Genomic DNA, 22,092 nt, shown 5'->3' on the forward strand with positions numbered 1-22,092 from the left:
CGGGACCAGTGCCGCCAGCTTGGCGATGAAGTCCACCGCATCCCATTCGACATGCGTGGTCCCATTTCGCCACGGCGTCTTGAGCTGATACCGCACCCTACCCTGCGGTGAGATCGACAGCCGCTGCTCGCTGATCGCCGGGCGCGTGATGTAGCGGCACAGCTTTTCGAGCTTGTGGCTTTCGTGTGCTTCCGCGGCCACGCCGGCATGCAGCGAGAAGCCGCCGACCTTGCCGGCATCGCCCTCCAGCGAGCCTGCGTCACCGGGCAATGTTTGCAGCGTGACGACCTTGCGGCCAGCGTCGCGACCGGTGGCGATGCGGTAGGTCATCGAACTCATCCGCAGCCCATCCATGCCGTCGTCGCTACCCGCGCTGTCGGACAGGAACACGGATTCGTCCTCGCCTTCGAGCCAGCCGCGGCGCGACAGGTGCCGGCACACGCGATGCGCGATGGTGTTGGCGACCTGCGTCAGTTGCGCAGAGGTGGGGGCACGGGCGCGGCGCAGGCGCGGCTTGCGCCGCGGGGGCTCGACGTTCGCGTCGTACACGCCGTCGAGCCACAGCATGTGGAAGTGAACATTCAGGTTCAGCGCGCTGCCGAAGCGCTGGATCAGCGTTACCGCGCCGCATTGCGCCGTATCCCGTGGCACGCCGGCCTGATCGGCAAGCCAACCGGCGATCACACGATGCACGATGCCCAGCACCGGGCCGATCGCCTCAGGCTTGCTGGCGAACAGGAAGCGCAGCGGGTACGGAAAACTCAGCACCCATTGCCGCACCGGCCGCGGGCCGAACACCTCGTCCACCAGATGCCGCGCCGACTCGGCCATGCGCCGTGCGCCGCAGCTCGGGCACAGCCCGCGCTTCTTGCAGGAATACGCCACCAGCCTCTCGGCACGACAGTGCTCGCAGACCACGCGCAGGAAGCCGTGCTCGAGCACGCCGCAGCGCAGGTAGGTCTCGAACTCCTCGCGCACATACTCGGGCAGCGGGCGGTCTTCGGCCTCAAGACGCGCGATGAAGTCCGGGTAGTGCGCCTGCACCAGCGAATACAGCAGCGTGCGCTCGGGACGGTGAGGCGCATAGCGAGCCGTGGGCAGATGCGCTGCCGGCGACGTTGCGTGCGCCACGGCATCCTGCAGCTGCGACACGGTCGCGGCGAGGCGCGGCACGAAACACTCCGGTGCAGGGAATGGCTGCTCAGGCTTGCGCCCGCCCCGGCCGGTTCATATCGGCCTTTATGAGCTGCACCTCACACCGCTGGAGCTGATCGACCGCATTGCCGCGCTGGTTCCCCCGCCACGCACCCACCGGCACCGCTATTTTGGCGTGTTGGCACCCAACTCGCCGCTCAGGGCTGCGGTGACGGCGCTGGCGACACCGGCGCAAGCCGCTCCCGTGCTGGGCGCGTCGATCAGCACGGGGGAGTGCGCGCCTGGTGTGGTACCGATGAGCAGCGCGCTGCCATCCCAGAGCGAGCCGGTGCTGCCCAAGCGTGCAGCGCACTACCTGTGGGCGGTGCTGATCGCCCGCATCTACGAGGTGTTCCCCCTCTTGTGTCCGCTGTGTGGCGGGCATATGCGCATCATCGCGTTCATTACGCACAGCGCTGACATCCGGCACATCCTGGACCACATCGGGGCAGATTCAGAGCCACCCCGCATCTCCCCGGCGCGCGGGCCACCGCTGTGGGATGACTGTAGTGATGCGCAGATGGATGACGGGGCGCAAACCGAGCCAGCAGACTGGGACCTAGCGGCGCAACCGGCACCGGACTTTGAGGTCGATCAGCGCATCAGTTGGTGAATGAACAAAGCGGCGATTTTGACTTGCCGCGAACTGGCTCTGCGCCCGGTACACGCCGAGCGCCACAAATCACTCTCCTGAACGCCAAACCCTGGTGGTGAACCTGACACCTGGGCGGGAAAATCGAGTGTCTCAGCCGGCTTGATGGCGCTTCCGCGGTGCGATACTTGGCCTCATGCGGTTAAAACGCCTATCCGTGTCCGGTATATTGGCCCAAGGGGACCACTCGCAGGGGATACTTGATGCGACAGGACGACGACGCTGCACTCGCTTCCGGTACTACATCCGATGGCTGGTTCACCCGGCTCCGGCGTTCGCTGCTGGCGCGCCTTGGCAATACCGGGCTCGTGCTGGGGACGTTGTTCTTCGCCGCCTCGCTCACGCCCAGCCTCACGCCACGGATCACGGTCGCGCAGGCGGTGCTGTCGGGCATGTGCCTGGCCGCCGGCTACGGCCTGGGCGTGCTGCTGCGCTGGCTGTGGGGATACCTGGAGCTGCCGCTCCCCGGGCCGGCGGGACAGCCGCGTCGCCGCCGTATCGCGGTCGTCGCCTGCGCGGTCATCGCCGCGCTCGCGCTTTGGCGCAGCAGCTCAACCAGTTCGTCAACGCCCTGCGCCCGCGGTTGAAGGCGATGGGCCACTGACGAGGCTTTGCGCCGGGGGAGCAACTGGATGAACCGGTATCGCACCACAGGATCACAGGGCAGCGCCGAGCCCGGCTCAGGTGGCCGGGTAATGGCCAACAGGCTCGGCATCACCGACCAGGAGAGCCTGGACGAGGCCGAAGCCGAGCTGCTGCTGAAGCTGTACGAGGAGGTGTTCGGTTCGCTGGCGGAAGATCAGCCGCTTGATACCGCGCTGCTCAAGCACTGGCATCACCGCTGGCTCGGCAGCCTCTACGACTGGGCGGGGGAAGAGCGCCAGGTCAATCTGGAGAAGGATGGCTTCCCCTTCGCTGCCGCGAGACAGCTGCCCTTTCTGCTGCGCGAGCTGGATCAGAAGTGGCTGAACCGGCTGACGCCCTGCAGCGGCATGAGCCGCGAGGAGGCGATAGACGCCATCGCCCAGGTCCATGTCGAGCTGATCCTGGTGCATCCCTTCAGAGAGGGAAACGGCCGCATCGCCCGTCTACTGGCCGATGCCATGGCCTATCAGGCGGGGCTGGGGCTACTGAATTACGATGACTGGAGAGTGAACAAGGAGGCCTATATCCAGGCCATTCATGCTGGGTTCGACGGTGACTATGCGCCGATGATGGAGCGGGTCAGGCAAGCGGCAGGGACTTGAAGCGGGACTTGCCGGAGCGAAGCCGGGCTTCGATGCCGCGGCTGGCCTCGCCGGTCTCCACGGCGGTGGAGGAGGCAACGCTCTTCAGGAGGGCGTCACGGCTCACGGTACGGCGCTGCTTGGGGGGGCGGGATGTGGTCATGCCTGTCTCTCCTTGCTGATATGCTCATTTTACGCGCATACCGCGCCCCCTGCATCAAACACCCTACAGCACCTTGGAGCTACGGCATGGCAGGACCCGAGTACACGGATGTCGAGAAGCCCTTTATCGACCAGTTGGTCGGTCAGGGCTGGGAGTTCCTGGCCGGCTCGGTGGACGATCCCGCCGTGACCCACCGCGAGAGCTTCGCCCAGGTAGTGATGGAGCCCCTGCTGCGCGAGCGGCTGCGCCGGATCAACCTGCGCGACGGCGAGCCCTGGCTCGATGAGGCGCGCCTGGATCAGGCCGTCGCCGCCATCACCCGGCTGCCGGCCAGCAGGGTCCTGGAGGCCAACCAGCAGGCCACTGAGTTACTGCTGGGCGGCCTGCCAGTGGAGGGGCTGGAGGGCTGGGACGGCGGCCGCGGCCAGACCCTGCGCTATATCGACTGGGACGAGCCCGCCAACAACTTCTTCACGGTGGTCAACCAGTTCAAGGTGAAGTGCCCGCCCGGCCACGATGGCGCCAAGGTCCACGTGATCCCGGACCTGGTGTTGTTCGTCAATGGCATCCCGCTGGTGGTGGTGGAGTGCAAGAGCCGCAGCGTGCCGGAGGGGCTCAGCCAGGCGGTGGACCAGCTGCGCCGCTACCACGACCAGCGCTTCCTGGAGGGCGAGGTCGGCGAGCACGAAGGGGCACCTGCGCTGTTCGCCACCAGCCAGTTTCTGGTGGCCAGCAACTTCGACGAGGCCCGAGTCGGGACCATCGGCGCCCGCTTCGCCCACTACCTGAGCTGGAAGACGGTGGCGCCGATGCGCGAGGCGGAGGTGGCCATCGATCTCGGCGTGGCGGACCTCTCTGCCCAGCAGCGCCTGATCGCCGGCATGCTTACCCGGGCCAACCTGCTCGACATCGTGCGCCACTACACCCTGTTCATGAACGTCGGCGGCCAGACCATCAAGCTGGTGTGCCGCTACCAGCAGTTCCGCGGCGTCACCCGGGCCATGGAGCGCCTGAAGAGCGGCAAGACCCGCCGCCAGGATGGTGAGGCCGACCGGCGTGGCGGCATCGTCTGGCACACCCAGGGCAGCGGCAAGAGCCTCTCCATGGTCTTCCTGGTGCGCAAGCTGCGCACCGACCCAACGCTGCGTCGTTTCAAGGTGGTGGTCATCACCGACCGCAAGGACCTGCAGGCCCAGCTCTCCGCCACCGCCGAACTCACCGGCGAGAGCGTCGAGAAGGCCGGCAACACTGCCCAGCTCAAGAAGCTGCTGGGCCGCGACGGCCCCGGCCTGGTGTTCGGCACGATCCAGAAGTACCGCGATCCGGACGCCGAGGGGGAGGAGGGTCAGGGCGACGAGGAGGCTGGCGCCGGTGCCGGGCTCGACACCGGCCGCCGTGATGCCGCCGAGCCAACTCCCTATGCCAACGGCACGCCTAGCAGTCTGTCGGGTTTTCGATAACGTCGTGAGATACTCGCTTCCAGCTGCCACCACCGGAACGTCGCCATGAGCCGCTTCATCCCCGTTGACCGCCAGACCGACTATCTTCTGCCGCCTTCCGTGGACGAGTGGCTGCCCGATGACCACCTGGCGCGCTTCGTCGTGGACGTCGTCGAGCAACTGGACCTCTCCGCGCTGACGCGTCGGTACGCCGGTCGGGGGCACAAGGCCCATCACCCTGCGGTGTTGCTGAGCCTGCTGGTCTACGGCTATGCCACCGGGGTGTATTCCAGCCGCAAGATCGAGCGGGCCACCTATGACTCGGTGGCGTTCCGCTACCTGGCCGCCAACACCCATCCCGACCACGACACCCTGGCCACCTTCCGGCGGCGCTTCCTGCCCGAACTGGAGCAACTGTTCGTCCAGGTGCTATTGCTGGCCCGCGAGATGAAGCTGCTCAAGCTCGGCACCATCGCGCTGGATGGCACCAAGCTCAAGGCCAACGCCAGCAAGCACAAGGCGCTGTCGTATGGCCATGCCAAGAAGCTGGAGACGCAGTTCAAGGCCGAGGTAAAAGCGCTGACCCAGCGGGCCGAGTCCGCGGATCGGGATGACGCCGCCGATGGCATGGATATCCCGGCGGAGATTGCCCGTCGCGAACAGCGTCTGGCGGCGATCGCCGAGGCCAAGGCCAAGATCGAAGCGCGGGCCGAGGAGCGAGACGCCGTCGAACAAGCCGCCTACCAGGAAAAGGTGGCGCGCCGTGAGGCGCAGCGGAAGGCCGGAAAGACGCCTCGTGGGCGGGATCCCGAGCCACCGACGGGCGGCCCCCGCGACAAGGATCAGGTCAACCTCACCGACCCGCAATCACGCATCATGCCGGTCACCGGCAAGGCCTTCGATCAGTGCTACAACGCCCAGGCGGCCGTCGATACCGACACCCTGCTGGTCACCCACGTGCATGTCACCCAGGCGACCAACGACAAGCAGCAGGTCATGCCCTTACTGACGACCTGGCAGGGCTACCCCGAGGCGCTGGGGCGCCCCAGTTGCCTGCTGGCCGACACGGGCTACTTCAGTGCGGCCAATGTCGATGCCTGCCATGCCCATGGCATCGAACCGCTGCTGGCCATGAAGCGCGATGTCCATCATCTCCCCGTGTTCGAGCGCTTCGCGGCGGATCCGCCCGCCCCGGCGAGTGAGGATCCCGTCGAGCAGATGGCGCACCGCCTGAAGACCCGGGCGGGACGCGCCCTGTATGCGCTGCGCAAGCATACGGTGGAACCGGTCTTCGGCATCATCAAGCACGTGATGGGGTTCCGGCAGTTCTCGCTGCGTGGTCTCGACAACGTCAGTGGTGAATGGTGCTTGGCCACCCTGGCCTGGAACATCAAGCGGATGCACCGCCTGGCTGCCGGATGAGGGGAGATCCCTCACCGGGTAGCGCGTCACCGGGGTCAGGAGCGGTGCAAGGCGAGGCAGGGAGGGCCAACAGCGACTCTCCCGCCACATGACCGACTACCCTGCGAAGAAACCAGAGAGGGGACGTTGCTTCTACGCTTCATGCCCTCTAATCCGACAGACTGCTAGGAACTCCCTCAGCCCTACAGCCGACACTCGAGGAGCAAGCTCTCCAGGCTGCTCTGGCTGGTGCTGGTCTGCCCAGCGGTCAAGCTCAGAAACAGCACGGTCATATGCGGCTTCAGACATCGCAACCGACCTCCTTGGCAGCACCACGCAGGCGACCAGCCGCTTGAGCCAGCCGCGCCAGATCCTCACGCGCCAGTACTTTGCCGGCTGCCACCGCCTCGGCGGCGAGCATCACCACCAGCGCCTCTCGGGCCATGGCGGCCAGCACGTCGCGTGGCACCCATCGTTCTCCCTGGCGCTTGGCGGCGCGGAAGGCATCGTTATCGCGCCTGGGGAACAACTCGTGCATGTCTATGCCCACGGCGGCCAGCACTTCGTCGGTTGAGCAGCCGGTAAAGCACTTGAGGAGAATGGTGCCGTCCTCGGTCTCTCGAATGGCTAGGCTGGGCGATCGGTCGTCATGTGCAGGGCAGCACGCGAGCCATCGCCCGGGGCCATTGATCTTCACCTTGTCCAACTTCGCCAGCAGGTTGTGAACATCGGCACCAAGTTTATTTTTATGCTGGGGGGGAGGGTGCAGGTGCCCCCCAAGTGCCTCTTTCATGTGGCAGGACGCAGTCGTTTTGTTGTACATGATCATTCCTCCGTCGCCTCACGGCGGTGGTGGTTTTTGGGCTGGCATTTCGGTCGGATAGATCCGGTTAGCCAGCGACAGGCGGCCGCCAGGGCATGAGCGATTTCATACATGGCCAGTACCCCCGTGGGAGCGGCTGGCCTCGATCCGCTCCATGATCCAGGCATCGACCTCGGCCTCAATCCATGCGACTGAACGCCCTAGAACCTGTACTGGTGGGGGGAATTCACCTTTGGTGAGAAGGCGGTGTAACGTGGTATTTGAGAACCCGCAGCGCTGGAGCACCTCGGAGCGCCGGATGAGGGTGGGGCGGTACGTCTTGGACGGTCTGGCCATGTCTCGGAACCTCTTGGTTTATTGAGATATGACCAAGGCTAGGAGAGCGGCGCCCGGCGGAAAACGGGCGCATGCACAGGAAAAGGGGTTTTCTGTACAGGTGTCTTATTTTTTGCGTGGCCTACCCCTCTTCGAGGCATACTCTGGAGCGGCCGGCCGAATGGCGTCCTTGATCTTCTCTAGCGACTGGGGCCAACGCCTAGAGGACTCGTCACGACTGGCTTCCCTGGCGGCACTTTCTTCTTTAACCAAGGCGTGCACCTTTGCGGCCATTTTGCTGAGTGTTAGTTCTTCGGCGTGGTCCTCTTTCCAGATCTCGGCAGCTCTCTCCCGCATCCATAGGCGACCTTCTTCCCGGTCAGACTCGACTTCTTTTAAACCAGCCTTGCGCAGTTCTTCACGCTTTTCATTCTTTTTTACTTTCTCCTCAGCCTGAATTAGCTTGTGAATCACCTCCCTGCTGGGCAACGTCAGGCGACCATATAGATAACCGATAATTAATAGATGATGATGGTCTTGACATTTTTCTGTGGCCAGATCTTTTATCATCTCATGGGCAAGTCGATTGCACTCCCGAGCGACCGAGACCTGCCCGGAACTCTGGTGCCACCAATCCGGTAGACGGCCGCTTTCTTGAATCACCGTTGCAAGCAGTTTGGCCAGGCTGGTGGTCTCCAAATCTGGATGCAGCGTCTCGAGTTCAAACGCGAATAAGCCGATCCCTTCTTTCGCCAGGATGTCTACTACCGATATTTCGTCATTGGCCATTATGCGGCTCCTCGCATACTCCAGGGAGAGAGGGTTGGCGGGCATGGTGAAGATGGCCATGCTCTCGGGTTATCAGACCTAGCCGGCTGAAGGAGGCGGCCTCTGTCGCGCCTCTTAGGCACGGATCGGCACCACGTTATCGGCACCTTCACGAAGCGCATCCAGATAGTCGGCCCAGCTCTGCAGCATCTCGCGGCGCTGCTCCAGGTGGGTGGTCCGGTTATAGGCGCGGCCGTTGCTATCCTTCACCGCGTGGGCCAGCTGCTGCTCGATGTAGTGCTCGGGGTAGTTCAGCCGCTCGGCCAGGATCGTGCGGGCCATGGCCCTGAAGCCATGTGCTGTCATCTCGCCCTTGAAGCCCATGCGGTCGAGCGCGGCCTTGATCGTGGCATTGCTCATCGGGCGCTTGCTGCTGCGAATGCCGGGGAAGACAAACTCGGTGCGCCCGGTCAACCCGTGCAGGTCGCTTAGAATGGTTACTGCCTGGTGGGGCATGGGGACAATCAGGGGCTGGCCGGTCTTGCTAGCCTCAAAGGTCCAGGTGGCGGCCTCCAGATCGATGTCGGCCCAGCGGGCCTGGCGCAGCTCGCCGGGGCGGGTAAAGACCAGGGGCGCTAGCTTCAGAGCCGCGATGGTGGTGGGCTGGCCGCCATAGCCATCGATCGCGCGCAGGAGCTCGGCAACCTCCTTGGGGTCGGTCAGGGCAGGGTAGTGCTTGGTCTTGCTGGGCCGCAGGGCGCCCCGTAGATCGGGTGTCGGGTCACGTTCGACTCGCCCGGTAGAGATCCCATAGCGGAAGACTTGGCCGCAGAGCGTCTTGACTCGGTGGGCAGTCTCGACGTGGCCGCGCTCCTCGATACGGCGCAGGCAGCCCAGCAGCTCAGGTGGGGTAATCTCGGCGATGGGACGCTTGCCGATGATGGGAAAGGCGTCTCGCTCCAGACGGCGCTTGTTGCGCTGGTAGTGGGCCGGCACCACCTCGTGCTGGTGAACCTTCTCAAGCCACTCGACGGCCACGGCCATGAAAGTGTTGGAGGCGGATTGTTCGCCCTGCTGGCGAGCGATGCGCTTGGCGGTGCTGGGGTCGATGCCCTGGGTAAGCTGGCGCTTGGCAGCGTCCCGCGCATCACGGGCTGCCATCAGGGTGACATCGGGGTAGACGCCGACGGCCAGCCGCTTCTCCTTGCCGGCGTGGCGGTACTTCAGGCGCCAGTACTTGCTGCCGGTAGGGGAGACCTCCAGGTAGAGGCCGCCCCCATCGGTCATCTTGAACGTTTTCTCTCTGGGCTTGGCCATCTTCACGGCGGTGGCAGATAGCTTGTTGGTCTGGCGGCTCATGGGGGCACCTCACGATGGTGACAGCCTCATGCCCCCTTTCAGCAGTGCTGGATGCCCCCATGTCTGGGGCAGGCAATCTGCCAGCCAGGCCCGGCTGGTGCGGGTTCTGGCCGATTTGGGGGCATCAGGTGGTTGGCTTCGACGCTGTGCCCCCAGATATGCCCCCATCTTAGGTGGCATGTCAAGGAATGTTATGAGATGTCCTGAAACAAGAAAGGGGCCCGAAGGCCCCTGTTCATGCGGTTTCTGAAGTGTTCTGGAAGCTCCTGAAACCTTTGTGTGGTGGAGGCGGCGGGAATTGAACCCGCGTCCGCCAGCACGCGCCCATTGGCTCTACATGCTTAGATTCCGTCTTTTGCTTTAACGCCTCTGGCTCCGACGGTCAGGATCCAGCGACGCGATTCCTCGTAGATTTAACGACCGGCATGAGGACGCTACCGATCGCGATCCCATCAGTCTTGGCTCGTATCCCCTCCGTGATGAATGGGCACATCACTTCGGGGCCGGGCTAGAAGCTAGCAGTTTTTACGCTGCCAGCGCGCCCTGAGCGTAGTTGTCGTCGTTTGCGACTATTTAGTCGTGATGTTGGATTTACGAGATACATCACGCTCTCGGCATGCACCGCAGGGGTTGTCACCGGCGTCGAAACCATGTCGCCCCCTTGATCACGCATCCTATCAGGATGTGCGTCACTGTGACAGCCTACGCCTTGTTTTGTTCCCGCATGATGCGACCTTTCTGGCGCTGCCAGTCGCGGTCCTTCTCGGTGGCCCGCTTGTCGTGGAGCTTCTTGCCCGTCACCAGGGCCAGCTCGCACTTCACCCGGTTGCCCTTCCAGTAGAGCTTGAGCGGCACGCAGGTGTGCCCCTTGTCCTGGGTCCGCGAGAAGATCCTGGCGATCTCCTTCCGGTGCAGCAGCAGCTTGCGGGTGCGGACGGGGTCGGCGACCTCGTGGGTGCTGGCGGTGTTGAGCGGCATAATATGGCAGCCCAGCAGCCAGGCCTCGCCGTTCTTGACCAGGATGTAGGTGTCGGTGAGCTGTGCCTTGCCGGCGCGCAGGCTCTTCACCTCCCAGCCGGCCAGCACCAGGCCCGCCTCGAACACCTCGTCGATGTGGTACTCGAAGCGCGCCTTCTTGTTCTGGGCGATGACGTTGCTGCCGGGCCCATTGCTCTTGCCTTTCTTGTTGGCCATGAAACCTCGTGTCTGTCCGTGCCCGTGGCGGCTTTCCCTTCGATATGGGGGGAAGCGTGATACCATTCAAGGCCTGAAGTAACGGCTCATGATACGCCCTGGGCACTGTGAAGTCAGCGGAGAGCTCAATGCCAACGGTCAACCGAACCGCCATGGTGCGACACACCCCCCAGCAGATGTTCGACCTGGTCAACGATTTCGAGCGCTATCCGGAGTTCCTGCCCGGCTGTCGTCGCGCCCGCCTGATCGAGCGGGATGACTCCCACCTGATCGGCGAGATGACCCTGGGTCGCGCGGGCATCGAGCAGAGCATCGCCACGCGCAACGACCTGATCGAACCGGAGCGCATCGAGATGTCGCTGGTCAGCGGCCCCTTCAAGCGCCTGCGCGGGCGCTGGATGTTCATCCCCATGGGCGAGAACGCCTGCAAGGTGTGCCTGGAGATGGAGTTCGAGTTCGCCAACCGCCTGCTGGGCATGGCCTTCGGCAAGCTCTTCCAGCAGGTGGCGGGGCAGCTGGTGGAGGCCTTCACCCGCCGCGCCGATCAGCTCTACGGGCGCTGAGCCATGGCCGAGATCGCGGTGGAGGTGGCCTTCGCCCTGCCCGGGCATCAGGCCGTGGTGGCGCTGAGCGTGCCCCTGGGCACCACCGCCAGCGAGGCGGTGGTGCTGGCCGACCTGCCCGGGCGCTTCCCCGAGCTGCCCGCGGAGGCCTTCGAGCAGCCAGACCTCGGCATCTTCGGCAGGCGGCTGCGCGAGCCGGCGACCCATCGCCTGCGGGCCGGCGATCGCGTGGAGCTCTACCGCCCGCTAACCATCGATCCCAAGCAGGCTCGGCTGGCCCGGGCCGCCAAAAAACGCTGACGCACCGCCGGGAAGGGCCACGGCGGAGTGCCCAGGGGCGTCGCCTGCGGGGTCAGAAGTCTCTGGCCGGCTCGCCGCCCATGGGCACGGTCGCGCCGCCTTCTGACTGCGGCTCCGGGGTGGTCTCCAGCGGCTCGGCGCCTTCTACCTGGGGGCCGGCGCCCTCGCTGGCGCGCAGGTCGATGTCGCGCTCCAGGTTACCCTCGCGCCGGATATCCACCAGGCGGTTGCCGTCGAAGGTCAGGGTCACGCGGCGCCGTTCCACACCGCCGTAGGCCTTGTCGAGATAGAACACATAGTCCCACTGGTTGGCGTCGAAGGGCGCCTCCAGCAGCGGGCGGCCCATGACGTAGACCACGTCGTCGCGGGTCATGCCGGGACGCAGCTGTTCCACCATGTCGGCGGTGACCAGGTTGCCCTGAAGGATGTCCCGCTTGTAGACCCCGAAGTAGCTGCAACCGCTGGCCAGCAGCAGGGCGGCAGAAAGGGTGACGATTCTTGTCAACTTTTGCATTTGCGCCTGTTCTTCACTATCGTGGTTTCGGTCGATCATACCCGACCCTACCCGATACTGCGAAGAGCAACCATGGCCGACCAGAACCATGAACTGCGCAAGGCCGGTCTGAAGGTGACCCTGCCCCGCGTCAAGATCCTGCAGATCCTCGAGAATGCCCAGGGCGAGCACCACATGAGCGCCGAGGACGTCTACAAGACCCTGCTGGAAGCCGGCGAGGACGTCGGCCTGGCCACCGTCTACCGCGTGCTGACCCAGTTCGAGTCCGCGGGCCTCGTGGTGCGCCACAACTTCGATGGCGGCCACGCCGTCTTCGAGATCTCCCAGGACGAGCACCATGATCACATGGTCTGCCTGGAGAACGGCGAGATCATCGAGTTCTTCGACGAGATCATCGAGCGGCGCCAGCAGGAGATTGCCGCGGAGCACGGCTTCGATCTTGTCGATCACGCCCTGGTGCTCTATGTACGCCCCAAGGGCTCCAGCGCGACCCGCCAGGACGCGAATCAGAGGAAGTAGCTCCCCGCAGCCGGTCCCGCGACCGGCGCCACGGCTCAGCGCGGCCCCGATCCTCGATCGGGGCCGCGCGCGTTTGGGGGGCGTCGGCGGGTGGAGTCAGTGGGGTGGGCGCTGGCTGGCGTCGAGCATCTCGCGGGCGTGGGCCAGGGTGCGTTCGGAGAGGTTGACCCCGCCCAGCATGCGCGCCAGCTCGCCCACCCGGCCGGCCTCGTCGAGCAGCGCCATGCGGGTGAGGGTGGTCTCCTGCTCCGCGCGCTTCTCGATGTGCAAGTGCCGGTGGGCCTGGGCCGCCACCTGGGGCAGGTGGGTCACGGTCATCACCTGGCCCTGCTCGCCCAGGCGGCGCAGCAGCTGGCCGACGATCTCGGCGGTGGCGCCGGAGACCCCCACGTCCACCTCGTCGAACACCAGGCTGGGAATGGTGGAGTGGCGGGCAGCGACCACCTGGATCGCCAGGCTGATGCGCGATAGCTCACCCCCGGAGGCCACCTTGGCCAGCGGCCGGGCCGGCTGGCCGGGGTTGGCGCTGATCAGGAAGCGCACCCCCTCCAGGCCCTCGGCGGCGGGAGTATCGCGCTCCAGCACCTCGGCCTCGAAGCGCGCCTTGCCCATGGCCAGGAAGGCGAGCTGCTCCTGGACCGCCGTGCTGAAGCGGGTGGCGGCCTGGCGGCGCGCCTCGCCCACCTGCCGGGCCTGCCCCCGCCACTGCTCGCGCAGGGCGTCCACCTCGGCCTCCAGGGTCTCGAGGTCTTCCTCGCCGCCCTCCAGACGTGCCAGCTCCTCCTGCAGCTGCTGGTGCAGCGCGGTGAGCTCCTCGGGCATCACATGGTGCTTGCGGGCCAGGCGGTGCACCTCGCCGAGGCGCTGCTCGACCCAGGCCAGGCGCTCCGGGTCGAGTTCGGTGCCCTCGGCGAAGCGGTGGAGCTCTCGGGTGGCCTCCTCGACCTGGATGCGGGCGTCGCCCAGCATGGCGAGCGCCTCGGCCAGGCGGCCGCGGTCGCTGCCCGGCAGCGCCGAGAGGTGGTTGATCGCCTGGGTCAGCAGGCTCATGGCGCCGCCCTCGTCGCTGTCGCAGCACGCGGCGGCAAACTGCGCCTCGCGCAGGCGCTCCTCAGCGTGGGCCAGCTCCTCCTGCTCCTCCTCCAGGGCCTTGAGCTCGCCCTCGGCCAGGGCCAGGGCGTCGAGTTCCTCCACCTGGTAGCGCAGCAACTGGCGGCGGGCCGCCAGCTCGTCGCCGTCCTCGGCCAGCCGCCGGAGCCGGCGCCTGGCGGCCTGCCAGGTGCGGAAGGTCTCGGCCATCTCGGCCACCGCCTCGCGGTGGCCGGCGAAGTCGTCGAGCAGGCGCAGGTGGGTCTCCTCGTGCAGCAGCGCCTGGTGGGCGTGCTGGCCGTGTACCTCGATCAGCCGCTCGCCCAGCGCCTTGAGGTCGGCGACGGTGGCGGGCTGGCCGTTGATCCACGCCTTGGAGCGGCCATTGGCGCTCACCACCCGTCGCAGCAGGCAGTCGTCTTCGGGCAGCTCCCGGGCCGCGAGCCAGGCGCGGGCCTCGGGCAGGGCGGCGATATCGAAGCGTGCGCTGAGGTCGGCGCGCTCGGCGCCGTGGCGCACACTGCCGGCATCGGCGCGCTCGCCCAGGCAGAGCCCCAGGGCGCCGAGCAGGATCGACTTGCCGGCGCCGGTCTCGCCGGTGATGGCGGTCATGCCGCCGGCGAGCTCCAGCTCCAGGTGGTCGACGATGGCGAAGTCGCGAATGGCAAGCTCTGTCAGCATGAGGCCTCCCGGGAAGTCTGCGCGCCCTGGTCTCAGGACTACTGGTCATACATCCAATATGTGTGCGTTTATACAGTAGTCCACGATGCCCCACAATGCACGGATCGGCCTCTCCCGCTGTCTCGCCTTGAGATCCGCCCTGGCGTCCCCATATAGCTCGCAGAACCGTTCAACCCCCTCATTCATGTTGCATCGGCGGCCAGGCGCCGCCGCATTCCTGTCAGGAGAGACCCATGGCCAGAGATCCCCAGACCCCGTTGGACGAGGAACTTGCCCGTCGTGAGCAGGAGGCCGAGCCCCAGCCCCAGCCCATCGAAGGCGAGCTGGAGGAGGCCATCGAGGCGGCCGAGGAGACCGAGGTCGCCGCCGAGGCGAGCGACAACCCCGAGGCCGAGGTGCTGGCGGCCAAGGTCGAGGAGCTCGAGCAGAGCCTCGCTGAGGCCAAGGACCAGGCGCTGCGTGCCGCCGCCGAGGCCCAGAACGTGCGCCGCCGCGCCGAGCAGGAGGCCGAGAAGGCGCGCAAGTTCGCCCTGGAGAAGTTCGTCAAGGAGCTGCTGCCGGTGGTCGACAGCCTGGAGAAGGCGCTGGAGGCCATGGCGGACGAGGCCACCGAGGCCCATCGCGAGGGCGTTGCCATGACACTGAAGATGCAGCGCGACGTGCTGGCCAAGTTCGGGGTCGAGGTGGTGGAGCCCGCCGGCGAGCCCTTCGACCCGCAGTACCACGAGGCCATGGCCATGGTGCCCAACCCGGATCTCGAGCCCAACAGCGTGATGGAGGTGGTCCAGAAGGGCTACCTGCTCAACGGCCGCCTGGTGCGCCCGGCCATGGTGGTGGTCAGCCAGGCCGCCGGCTGACGTACCAACAAATCCCGGCCGCGGGGCTTGAAATGCGCCACGCGGCCCCCAGATAGACGGCAACCCCGCGGCGCAGGCCGCAACGACTCCGAATACACCACACGACTTTCGAGGATTTCCTATGGGACGCATCATCGGAATTGACCTGGGTACCACCAACTCCTGTGTCGCCGTGCTCGACGGCGACAGCGCCAAGGTCATCGAGAACGCCGAGGGCGCGCGCACCACGCCCTCCATCATCGCCTACACCGAGGACGGTGAGGTCCTGGTGGGCCAGGCGGCCAAGCGCCAGGCGGTCACCAACCCGCAGAACACCCTCTACGCCATCAAGCGCCTGATCGGTCGTCGCTTCAAGGACGACGTCGTCCAGAAGGACATCAAGATGGTGCCCTACACCATCGTCGAGGCCGACAACGGCGACGCCTGGGTCGAGGTGAAGGGCAAGAAGCTGGCCCCGCCCCAGGTCAGCGCCGAAGTGCTGAAGAAGATGAAGAAGACCGCCGAGGACTACCTGGGCGAGCCGGTCACCGAGGCGGTGATCACCGTGCCGGCCTACTTCAACGACAGCCAGCGCCAGGCCACCAAGGATGCCGGCCGCATCGCCGGCCTCGAGGTCAAGCGCATCATCAACGAGCCCACCGCGGCGGCTCTGGCCTACGGCATGGACAAGTCCCGCGGCGACAAGACCATCGCGGTCTATGACCTGGGCGGCGGCACCTTCGACATCTCCATCATCGAGGTGGCGGACGTCGACGGCGAGACCCAGTTCGAGGTGCTGGCCACCAACGGCGACACCTTCCTGGGTGGCGAAGACTTCGACATGCAACTGATCAACTACCTGGTCGATCAGTTCAAGGCCGACAGCGGCATCGACCTCTCCGGCGACAACCTGGCCATGCAGCGCCTCAAGGAAGCCGCCGAGAAGGCCAAGATCGAGCTCTCCAGCGCCCAGCAGACCGACGTCAACCTGCCCTACATCACCGCCGACCAGACCGGTCCCAAGCACCTCAACGTCAAGGTGACCCGGGCCAAGCTGGAGTCGCTGGTGGAGGATCTGGTGCAGCGCTCCCTCGAGCCGTGCAAGATCGCCCTGAAGGATGCTGGCCTCTCCGCCTCCGAGATCGACGATGTCATCCTGGTCGGCGGTCAGACCCGCATGCCCCTGGTGCAGCAGAAGGTCGCCGAGTTCTTCGGCAAGGAAGCGCGCAAGGACGTCAACCCGGACGAGGCGGTGGCCGTGGGCGCTGCCATCCAGGGTGGCGTGCTGGGCGGTGACGTCAAGGACGTGCTGCTGCTCGACGTCACCCCGCTGACGCTCGGCATCGAGACCCTGGGCGGTGTGATGACCCCGCTGATCGAGAAGAACACCACCATCCCGACCAAGAAGACCCAGACCTTCTCGACCGCGGATGACAATCAGACCGCCGTGACCATCCACGTGCTGCAGGGCGAGCGCAAGCAGGCGAGCGCCAACAAGTCGCTGGGCCGTTTCGACCTGGCCGACATCCCGCCGGCGCCCCGCGGCGTGCCGCAGATCGAGGTCGCCTTCGACCTGGACGCCAACGGCATCCTGAACGTGTCCGCCAAGGACAAGGCCACCGGCAAGGAGCAGTCCATCGTCATCAAGGCCTCCAGCGGCCTCTCCGAGGACGAGATCGAGCAGATGATCCGCGACGCCGAGGCCCACGCCAACGAGGACAAGAAGTTCGAGGAGCTGGTGCAGCTGCGCAACCAGGCCGACGGCATGGTCCACGCCGCGCGCAAGACCGTGCAGGAAGCCGGCGAGCACGCCAGCGACGAGGAGAAGGAAGCCGTCGAGAGCGCTGCCAAGGAGCTCGAGGAGGCGGTCAAGGGTGACGACAAGGACGACATCCAGGCCAAGCTCGACAAGCTGACCGAGGTTTCCGGCAATCTGGCCCAGAAGATGTATGCCGCCCAGGCCGAAGCGGCCCAGCAGGGCGGTGGCGAAGGCCAGGAGGCCGGCGCCAAGCAGGAAGATGACGTGGTCGACGCCGAGTACGAAGAAGTCAACGACGACCAGAAGAAGCAGTAAACCACGCATCTGAACCACGGATGATGCCAGCGCGGGGGCCTGACTCCCGCGTTGGTGTTTCCGCGGTACCGTGACGGAGGCGGACCGATCCATGTCCAAACGTGACTATTACGAGGTGCTGGGCGTAGAGCGCGGTGCCGACACCAAGGAAATCAAGAAGGCCTACCGACGCCTGGCCCAGAAGTACCACCCCGACCGCAACCCGGGCGATGACAGCGCGGCGGAGAAGTTCCGCGAGGTCTCCGAGGCCTACGAGGTGCTCTCCGACAGCGAGAAGCGCGCGGCCTATGACCAGTTCGGCCATGCCGGGGTCGACGGCCAGGCAGGCGGTGGCGGTGGCTTCGGCGGCGCGGGTGCCGGGGGCTTCAGCGATATCTTCGGCGACGTGTTCGGCGACATCTTCGGTGGCGGCGGCGGCCGGCGCAGCCCCCATGCGCCGCAGCGCGGCAGCGACCTGCGCTACAACCTCGAGCTTGACCTCGAGGACGCCGTGGCCGGCACCAATGTGGACATCCGCGTGCCGCGTCACGTGGAGTGCGAGCGCTGCGACGGCTCGGGCGCCGAACCGGGCTCCAGCAAGGAGACCTGCCCCACCTGTGCCGGTCACGGCCAGGTGCGTATGCAGCAGGGCTTCTTCGCCGTGCAGCAGACCTGCCCGACCTGCCACGGCTCCGGCCAGCACATCAAGGTGCCCTGCCACAAGTGCAACGGCGAGGGTCGCGTGCGCGAGACCCGTACCCTGTCGGTCAAGATTCCTGCGGGGGTCGATACCGGCGACCGCATTCGCCTCAGCGGCGAGGGCGAGGCCGGCATGAATGGCGGCCCGCCCGGGGATCTCTACGTTCAGGTGCACATCAAGCCGCACCATATCTTCCAGCGTGACGGCCGCAACCTGCACTGCGAGGTGCCGATCAACTTCGTCGACGCCGCGCTGGGTGGCGAGCTGGAGGTGCCGACCCTGGACGGCCGGGTCAAGCTGAAGATCCCGCCCGAGACCCAGACCGGCAAGCTCTTCCGCCTGCGCGGCAAGGGCGTCAAGCCGGTGCGCGGCGGCGCCCCGGGCGACCTGATCTGCAAGGTGGTGGTCGAGACCCCGGTCAACCTCTCCGAGGAGCAGAAGGAGCTGCTGCGCCGCTTCCAGGAGAGCCTCGGCGAGTCCAACAGCCACTCGCCGAAGAAGAAGAGCTTCTTCGACGGCGTGAAGAAGTTCTTCGAGGACATGAAACCGTAGGCGGCATCACCCCTCGCAGCGACAGACGGGCCCCGGCATCACCAGATGCCGGGGCCCATCGCGTTTCCGGCCGGGGTCCCATGGCCTGCCGTGGCGGCATCCTCGGTTGAAAATGGCCGCTTGGCGCCGGCGGTGCGGTCGGCATAGTCTGGTAGCCCGACATTCTTTCAGGAGGTGGCCGCCATGCCGATTTCACGTGCCGAGATTCCCGCCGAGGACGCCGAGGTCCTGATCGACCAGCTCTGCCAGCGCTGGTCCGGGGAGCACGCGGTGGCAAAGCGCGATGCGGGGGTCGAGGTGACCTTCGCTACCGGCAGCTGCTACCTGGTGGCGGAGCCGGACAAGCTGGTGGTGATCGTGGAGGCGGTCGAGGACGAGGCCCACGACCAGCTGGAGGGATATGTGGACAATGCCCTGGATGCCCTCAAGGGCGTCGAGCTGGATATCGTCTGGGAGGCGTGAGCCCCGTCATCGGCCCCGCTGCCGCCCACCTGGGCATGCTGCTCTGGGCGGTGCTGGTGGGGCTCTCGTTTCCCGCCGTGGGGCTGATGAGCGAGCTGCCGCCGCTCTCGCTCACCGCACTGCGCTTTGCCATCGCCTGTGCCGGGCTCTGGTGGCTGGCCAGGCGTGCGCAGGACTTTATGCCGGCGCCGAGGCTGCTGCCGCTCTATGCGCTAATGGGCCTCTGTCTGGCCGGCTTCTTCGGCGCCATGTTCTGGGCCGCCCACCGCGCCACGGCGCTCTCCATGGCCACGCTGTATGTCACGGTGCCGCTGCTGGCCTTTCTGATGGGGCGGGGGCTGGGGGTTGAGCGCCCCGGCTGGCGGCTGCCGGGGATCCTGGCGCTGGGCGCCCTGGGTGCGCTCGGCTTGGCGCTGGCAGAGGCCTGGCACCAGGGTGGTCGGCTGCGTTTCGGCATCGGCGAGGCGGTGTTCTTTCTGGGCTGCTGCTCCACCGCGCTCTATCCGGTGCTCAGCAAGTGGGGCCTGGCGCGGGGGTGGCTGCCGGGGACGGCATCGGTGCGCACCTTCTGGAGCCTGGGGGCCGGCGGCGTGCTGATCGGCCTGGCCGGGCTCGCCGTGGAGCCGGCAGGAAGGCTGGCGGCCATGACGGCCCTGGATCTCGCCCTGCTGGTCTATCTGGGGCTCTGCTCCAGCGCGCTCACCTTCTGGCTGATGCAGCGGGCCACCGCGGCGCTGACGCCGGGGGCGGTTACCGCCTACGGCTATCTGGTGCCCTTCGTCTCCATGCTGCTGCTGTTCGTGCAGTCGCCGGATCGCATCGGCTGGGTCTGGCTGCCGGGCAGCCTGGCTGTGCTGCTGGCCATGGGGCTGCTGAAGCGCGGTGACGGCAGGGCGGGCGGCTGACGGGGTCTCGCCTCTGGTATACTGCCGCTCATTCCCGAACCACTACCGCTTTCACAGGAGTCCTCATGACCCGTATCGCCATCGTCGGTGTCGCCGGCCGCATGGGCCGCACCCTGGTCAACGCCGTGCTGCAGGCCGACGGCGCCACCCTGGCCGGCGGCATCGTCGAGCCGGGCAGCTCGCTCGCCGGCGCCGACATCGGCGAGCTGGCCGGGGTCGGCAGGCTGGGTGTGGCCGCCGTGGATTCCCTGGAGGCCATCGTCGATGACTTCGACGTGCTGATCGACTTCACCGCCCCCCGGGTGACGCTTGCCAACCTGGCCTTCTGCGCGGCGCACGGCAAGCGCATGGTGATCGGCACCACCGGCCTCTCCGACCAGGAGCTGGACGAACTCGACGCCTACCGCGAGCGGCTGCCCTTCGTCTTCGCCCCCAACATGAGCGTCGGGGTGAACCTCACCCTCAAGCTGCTCGAGACGGCGGCGAAGGCGCTGGGCGACGAGGGCTACGACATCGAGGTGATCGAGGCCCACCACCGCCACAAGGTCGACGCCCCCTCCGGCACCGCGCTGAAGATGGGCGAGGTGGTGGCCGAGAGCCTGGGCCGCACCCTCAAGGAGCACGGCGTCTTCGAGCGGGTGGGGCAGTGCGGGCCGCGCACCGACAAGGAGATCGGCTTCGCCACGGTGCGCGCCGGCGACATCGTCGGTGAGCACACCGTGATGTTCGCCACCGAGGGCGAGCGCATCGAGATCACCCACAAGGCCTCGAGCCGCATGACCTTCGCCAAGGGGGCGGTGCGCGCCGCGCGCTGGGTGGCCGGCCAGGGCAATGGCCGCTACGCTATGCAGGACGTGCTCGGGCTCGACTGAGGAGGTGTTCGACCAAAGGGGTGGCCCAAGGGCGGTCGATCCTGTAAAATCCCGAAAATTTTGGCCGGGCGCCCGGGCGAGAGCCCCTGCATCAGCGCTTGTTGCTTCGGCCCCTAGTTCTGAGCGAATCAGTTCCGAGCGAACGACAACAAGCGGGATGAAACCGGTATCTATCGGGTTTCGTCCCGCTTTTTTGCGGAGTGGCCGCCCATCTTGCGGGGCGGTCATTCGTGGGCAGGCCATCGGTAACCCGGATTTCTGGACAAGTTGTCTCTATATAGCTGTCTGTGAAGCTATTCGTATAAGCATGGGAGGACGTTGCATTGAACAGACCCGCGATACTGGCCCTGGAAGACGGCAGTGTGTTTCATGGCACGGCGATTGGTGCCGATGGACAGACCAGCGGTGAGGTGGTGTTCAATACGGCGATGACCGGCTACCAGGAGATCCTGACCGACCCCTCCTACACCCGTCAGATCGTCACCCTGACTTACCCCCATATCGGCAACACCGGCGTCAACGCTGAGGACGTCGAGTCCGGCGGCATCGCCGCGGCAGGCCTGGTGATCCGCGACCTGCCGCTGCTGGCCAGCAACTTCCGCTGCGAGCAGACCCTTTCCGACTACCTCAAGAGCCAGAACGTGCTGGGCATCGCCGAGATCGATACTCGCCGGCTGACCCGCATCCTGCGCGACAAGGGCGCCCAGAATGGCGCCATCCTGGCCGGCGCCGAGGCCGAGGGCGAGGACGCCGTGGAGCGTGCCCTGGCCGCGGCCCGCGCCTTCCCGGGCCTCAAGGGCATGGACCTGGCCAAGGTGGTCTCCTGCCAGGCGCCCTACGAGTGGAGCGAGGGTGAGTGGACCCTGGGCGAGGGCTATGCCGACACCACCCAGGCCGAGCGCCCCTTCCACGTGGTGGCCTACGACTTCGGCGTGAAGCGCAACATCCTGCGCATGCTGGCCTCCCGCGGCTGCCGTCTCACGGTGGTGCCGGCCCAGACCCCGGCCGCCGAGGTGCTGGCCCTGAACCCGGACGGTATCTTCCTCTCCAACGGCCCCGGCGACCCCGAGCCCTGCGACTACGCCATCACCGCGATCCGCGAGATCCTCAAGAGCGAGCTCCCGCTGTTCGGCATCTGCCTGGGCCACCAGCTGCTGGCCCTGGCCTCTGGCGCGAAAACCGTCAAGATGAGCCACGGCCACCACGGCGCCAACCACCCGGTGCAGGACCTCGACACCGGCAAGGTGATGATCACCAGCCAGAACCACGGTTTCGCCGCCGACGAGGCGAGCCTGCCGGCCAACGTGCGCGCCACCCATCGCTCGCTGTTCGACGGCACCCTGCAGGGGATCGAGCGGACCGACCGCCCGGCCTTCAGCTTCCAAGGCCACCCGGAAGCGAGCCCCGGCCCCCGGGACGTCGCGCCGCTGTTCGACCGTTTCGTCGAGATGATGAAGGCTCGCCAGGCCTGAGCCCTGGGACACAGCCCGAGACACGTCGCCCCTCGTCACC

General features: G+C 66.4%; 23 protein-coding genes, 1 other RNA gene and 1 pseudogene. 15 read left to right on the plus strand and 10 right to left on the minus strand.

All coding sequences use genetic code 11. The features are described from left to right. A partial coding sequence (locus DER72_RS10775) for a transposase (protein ID WP_375153272.1) occupies positions 1–1,131 on the minus strand: 1,131 nt, incomplete at its 3' end. A 112-nt stretch (positions 1,132–1,243) separates the two neighbouring features. On the opposite strand from DER72_RS10775, the pseudogene DER72_RS10780 reads away from it, so the two are divergent. The 3 genes and pseudogenes from DER72_RS10780 to DER72_RS10790 form a co-directional block, all read left to right on the plus strand. Further along, a pseudogene (locus DER72_RS10780) lies at positions 1,244–1,807 on the plus strand (transposase); the annotation flags it as partial. 242 nt (positions 1,808–2,049) lie between these two features. Beyond that, entirely contained in the window at positions 2,050–2,433 is a 384-nt protein-coding gene (locus DER72_RS10785) for an alpha/beta-hydrolase N-terminal domain-containing protein (RefSeq protein ID WP_208107414.1), read from the plus strand. A 108-nt stretch (positions 2,434–2,541) separates the two neighbouring features. Then, entirely contained in the window at positions 2,542–3,093 is a 552-nt protein-coding gene (locus DER72_RS10790) for a Fic family protein (RefSeq protein WP_208107413.1), read from the plus strand. Here DER72_RS10790 and DER72_RS16180 read toward each other — a convergent pair. Continuing rightward, complete coding sequence (locus DER72_RS16180; protein ID WP_166637560.1) at positions 3,071–3,235, minus strand: hypothetical protein; 165 nt, start codon at positions 3,233–3,235, stop codon at positions 3,071–3,073. The genes DER72_RS10790 and DER72_RS16180 overlap by 23 nt on opposite strands. Before the next feature lie 86 nt (positions 3,236–3,321). On the opposite strand from DER72_RS16180, the gene DER72_RS10795 reads away from it, so the two are divergent. Both DER72_RS10795 and DER72_RS10800 read left to right on the plus strand, forming a co-directional pair. After that, entirely contained in the window at positions 3,322–4,695 is a 1,374-nt protein-coding gene (locus tag DER72_RS10795) for a type I restriction endonuclease (protein WP_243726499.1), read from the plus strand. Positions 4,696–4,740: 45 nt separating this feature from the next. Continuing rightward, positions 4,741–6,096: an IS1182 family transposase gene (locus DER72_RS10800; protein ID WP_110070000.1), complete on the plus strand. Its 1,356-nt coding sequence runs from the start codon at positions 4,741–4,743 to the stop codon at positions 6,094–6,096. 280 nt (positions 6,097–6,376) lie between these two features. Here the strand turns inward: DER72_RS10800 and DER72_RS10805 are convergent, their stop codons facing one another. The 6 genes from DER72_RS10805 to smpB all read right to left on the minus strand — a co-directional run bounded on the left by DER72_RS10805 (position 6,377) and on the right by smpB (position 10,534). Then, complete coding sequence (locus tag DER72_RS10805; RefSeq protein ID WP_258306275.1) at positions 6,377–6,898, minus strand: hypothetical protein; 522 nt, start codon at positions 6,896–6,898, stop codon at positions 6,377–6,379. Between the two features lie 105 nt (positions 6,899–7,003). After that, a complete protein-coding gene (locus DER72_RS10810) occupies positions 7,004–7,234 on the minus strand; it encodes an AlpA family transcriptional regulator (protein ID WP_110070001.1) in 231 nt (76 codons plus the stop codon). A gap of 105 nt (positions 7,235–7,339) precedes the next feature. Beyond that, on the minus strand, positions 7,340–8,002 hold the full coding sequence (locus tag DER72_RS16035; RefSeq protein ID WP_146209051.1) for a hypothetical protein: 663 nt from the start codon (positions 8,000–8,002) through the stop codon (positions 7,340–7,342). 114 nt (positions 8,003–8,116) lie between these two features. After that, positions 8,117–9,340 (minus strand): integrase arm-type DNA-binding domain-containing protein, encoded by a 1,224-nt coding sequence (locus tag DER72_RS10815; protein ID WP_110070002.1) that lies wholly within the window; start codon positions 9,338–9,340, stop codon positions 8,117–8,119. Between the two features lie 280 nt (positions 9,341–9,620). Continuing rightward, positions 9,621–10,001, minus strand: a transfer-messenger RNA (tmRNA) gene (gene ssrA / locus DER72_RS10820). Positions 10,002–10,042: 41 nt separating this feature from the next. Then, positions 10,043–10,534, minus strand: coding sequence for an SsrA-binding protein SmpB (gene smpB / locus DER72_RS10825; protein WP_110070003.1), 492 nt, complete (start codon positions 10,532–10,534; stop codon positions 10,043–10,045). Between the two features lie 128 nt (positions 10,535–10,662). On the opposite strand from smpB, the gene DER72_RS10830 reads away from it, so the two are divergent. Together DER72_RS10830 and DER72_RS10835 are read left to right on the plus strand one after the other, a co-directional pair. Further along, positions 10,663–11,097 carry a type II toxin-antitoxin system RatA family toxin gene (locus DER72_RS10830; protein ID WP_110070004.1) on the plus strand — a complete coding sequence of 145 codons (435 nt, stop codon included), beginning with the start codon at positions 10,663–10,665 and terminating at the stop codon, positions 11,095–11,097. Between the two features lie 3 nt (positions 11,098–11,100). After that, the gene (locus DER72_RS10835) at positions 11,101–11,397 is read left to right on the plus strand and encodes an RnfH family protein (protein ID WP_110070005.1); all 297 of its coding nucleotides are present in this window, start codon (positions 11,101–11,103) and stop codon (positions 11,395–11,397) included. Positions 11,398–11,449: 52 nt separating this feature from the next. Here the strand turns inward: DER72_RS10835 and DER72_RS10840 are convergent, their stop codons facing one another. Continuing rightward, positions 11,450–11,911: an outer membrane protein assembly factor BamE gene (locus DER72_RS10840; RefSeq protein WP_181395655.1), complete on the minus strand. Its 462-nt coding sequence runs from the start codon at positions 11,909–11,911 to the stop codon at positions 11,450–11,452. A 72-nt stretch (positions 11,912–11,983) separates the two neighbouring features. Between DER72_RS10840 and fur the strand changes: the two genes are divergently transcribed. Next, complete coding sequence (gene fur, locus DER72_RS10845) at positions 11,984–12,430, plus strand: ferric iron uptake transcriptional regulator (RefSeq protein ID WP_110070007.1); 447 nt, start codon at positions 11,984–11,986, stop codon at positions 12,428–12,430. A 96-nt stretch (positions 12,431–12,526) separates the two neighbouring features. Here fur and recN read toward each other — a convergent pair whose 3' ends face one another. Next, entirely contained in the window at positions 12,527–14,200 is a 1,674-nt protein-coding gene (recN, locus tag DER72_RS10850) for a DNA repair protein RecN (RefSeq protein ID WP_110070008.1), read from the minus strand. Between the two features lie 233 nt (positions 14,201–14,433). On the opposite strand from recN, the gene grpE reads away from it, so the two are divergent. The 7 genes from grpE to carA all read left to right on the plus strand — a co-directional run bounded on the left by grpE (position 14,434) and on the right by carA (position 22,052). After that, positions 14,434–15,057: a nucleotide exchange factor GrpE gene (gene grpE, locus DER72_RS10855; RefSeq protein ID WP_110070009.1), complete on the plus strand. Its 624-nt coding sequence runs from the start codon at positions 14,434–14,436 to the stop codon at positions 15,055–15,057. A gap of 121 nt (positions 15,058–15,178) precedes the next feature. Then, on the plus strand, positions 15,179–17,110 hold the full coding sequence (gene dnaK / locus DER72_RS10860; RefSeq protein ID WP_110070010.1) for a molecular chaperone DnaK: 1,932 nt from the start codon (positions 15,179–15,181) through the stop codon (positions 17,108–17,110). Between the two features lie 91 nt (positions 17,111–17,201). After that, positions 17,202–18,341: a molecular chaperone DnaJ gene (gene dnaJ / locus DER72_RS10865; protein WP_110070011.1), complete on the plus strand. Its 1,140-nt coding sequence runs from the start codon at positions 17,202–17,204 to the stop codon at positions 18,339–18,341. Positions 18,342–18,524: 183 nt separating this feature from the next. Next, positions 18,525–18,803: a DUF2218 domain-containing protein gene (locus DER72_RS10870; protein ID WP_110070012.1), complete on the plus strand. Its 279-nt coding sequence runs from the start codon at positions 18,525–18,527 to the stop codon at positions 18,801–18,803. After that, positions 18,800–19,708, plus strand: coding sequence for a DMT family transporter (locus DER72_RS10875; protein WP_258306276.1), 909 nt, complete (start codon positions 18,800–18,802; stop codon positions 19,706–19,708). Before DER72_RS10870 ends, DER72_RS10875 begins: the two co-directional genes overlap by 4 nt. Positions 19,709–19,773: 65 nt before the next feature. After that, positions 19,774–20,580, plus strand: a complete 807-nt coding sequence (gene dapB, locus DER72_RS10880; protein ID WP_110070014.1) for a 4-hydroxy-tetrahydrodipicolinate reductase — start codon at positions 19,774–19,776, stop codon at positions 20,578–20,580. A gap of 323 nt (positions 20,581–20,903) precedes the next feature. Further along, positions 20,904–22,052, plus strand: coding sequence for a glutamine-hydrolyzing carbamoyl-phosphate synthase small subunit (gene carA / locus DER72_RS10885; RefSeq protein WP_110070015.1), 1,149 nt, complete (start codon positions 20,904–20,906; stop codon positions 22,050–22,052). Positions 22,053–22,092: the final 40 nt, after the last annotated feature.

Source organism: Halomonas sp. A11-A, from assembly GCF_003182195.1.
In the GTDB taxonomy this organism is placed as follows: Bacteria; Pseudomonadota; Gammaproteobacteria; order Pseudomonadales; family Halomonadaceae; genus Halomonas; species Halomonas alkalicola.

What these genes read in the sequence shown, in the direction of transcription:
- DER72_RS10785 (WP_208107414.1), top strand. Translation starts at nt 2,050, where the DNA reads ATGCGACAGGACGACGACGCTGCACTCGCTTCCGGTACTACATCCGAT.
- DER72_RS10790 (WP_208107413.1), top strand. Translation starts at nt 2,542, where the DNA reads ATGGCCAACAGGCTCGGCATCACCGACCAGGAGAGCCTGGACGAGGCC.
- DER72_RS16180 (WP_166637560.1), bottom strand. Translation starts at nt 3,235, where the DNA reads ATGACCACATCCCGCCCCCCCAAGCAGCGCCGTACCGTGAGCCGTGAC.
- DER72_RS10795 (WP_243726499.1), top strand. Translation starts at nt 3,322, where the DNA reads ATGGCAGGACCCGAGTACACGGATGTCGAGAAGCCCTTTATCGACCAG.
- DER72_RS10800 (WP_110070000.1), top strand. Translation starts at nt 4,741, where the DNA reads ATGAGCCGCTTCATCCCCGTTGACCGCCAGACCGACTATCTTCTGCCG.
- DER72_RS10805 (WP_258306275.1), bottom strand. Translation starts at nt 6,898, where the DNA reads ATGTACAACAAAACGACTGCGTCCTGCCACATGAAAGAGGCACTTGGG.
- DER72_RS10810 (WP_110070001.1), bottom strand. Translation starts at nt 7,234, where the DNA reads ATGGCCAGACCGTCCAAGACGTACCGCCCCACCCTCATCCGGCGCTCC.
- DER72_RS16035 (WP_146209051.1), bottom strand. Translation starts at nt 8,002, where the DNA reads ATGGCCAATGACGAAATATCGGTAGTAGACATCCTGGCGAAAGAAGGG.
- DER72_RS10815 (WP_110070002.1), bottom strand. Translation starts at nt 9,340, where the DNA reads ATGAGCCGCCAGACCAACAAGCTATCTGCCACCGCCGTGAAGATGGCC.
- smpB (WP_110070003.1), bottom strand. Translation starts at nt 10,534, where the DNA reads ATGGCCAACAAGAAAGGCAAGAGCAATGGGCCCGGCAGCAACGTCATC.
- DER72_RS10830 (WP_110070004.1), top strand. Translation starts at nt 10,663, where the DNA reads ATGCCAACGGTCAACCGAACCGCCATGGTGCGACACACCCCCCAGCAG.
- DER72_RS10835 (WP_110070005.1), top strand. Translation starts at nt 11,101, where the DNA reads ATGGCCGAGATCGCGGTGGAGGTGGCCTTCGCCCTGCCCGGGCATCAG.
- DER72_RS10840 (WP_181395655.1), bottom strand. Translation starts at nt 11,911, where the DNA reads ATGCAAAAGTTGACAAGAATCGTCACCCTTTCTGCCGCCCTGCTGCTG.
- fur (WP_110070007.1), top strand. Translation starts at nt 11,984, where the DNA reads ATGGCCGACCAGAACCATGAACTGCGCAAGGCCGGTCTGAAGGTGACC.
- recN (WP_110070008.1), bottom strand. Translation starts at nt 14,200, where the DNA reads ATGCTGACAGAGCTTGCCATTCGCGACTTCGCCATCGTCGACCACCTG.
- grpE (WP_110070009.1), top strand. Translation starts at nt 14,434, where the DNA reads ATGGCCAGAGATCCCCAGACCCCGTTGGACGAGGAACTTGCCCGTCGT.
- dnaK (WP_110070010.1), top strand. Translation starts at nt 15,179, where the DNA reads ATGGGACGCATCATCGGAATTGACCTGGGTACCACCAACTCCTGTGTC.
- dnaJ (WP_110070011.1), top strand. Translation starts at nt 17,202, where the DNA reads ATGTCCAAACGTGACTATTACGAGGTGCTGGGCGTAGAGCGCGGTGCC.
- DER72_RS10870 (WP_110070012.1), top strand. Translation starts at nt 18,525, where the DNA reads ATGCCGATTTCACGTGCCGAGATTCCCGCCGAGGACGCCGAGGTCCTG.
- dapB (WP_110070014.1), top strand. Translation starts at nt 19,774, where the DNA reads ATGACCCGTATCGCCATCGTCGGTGTCGCCGGCCGCATGGGCCGCACC.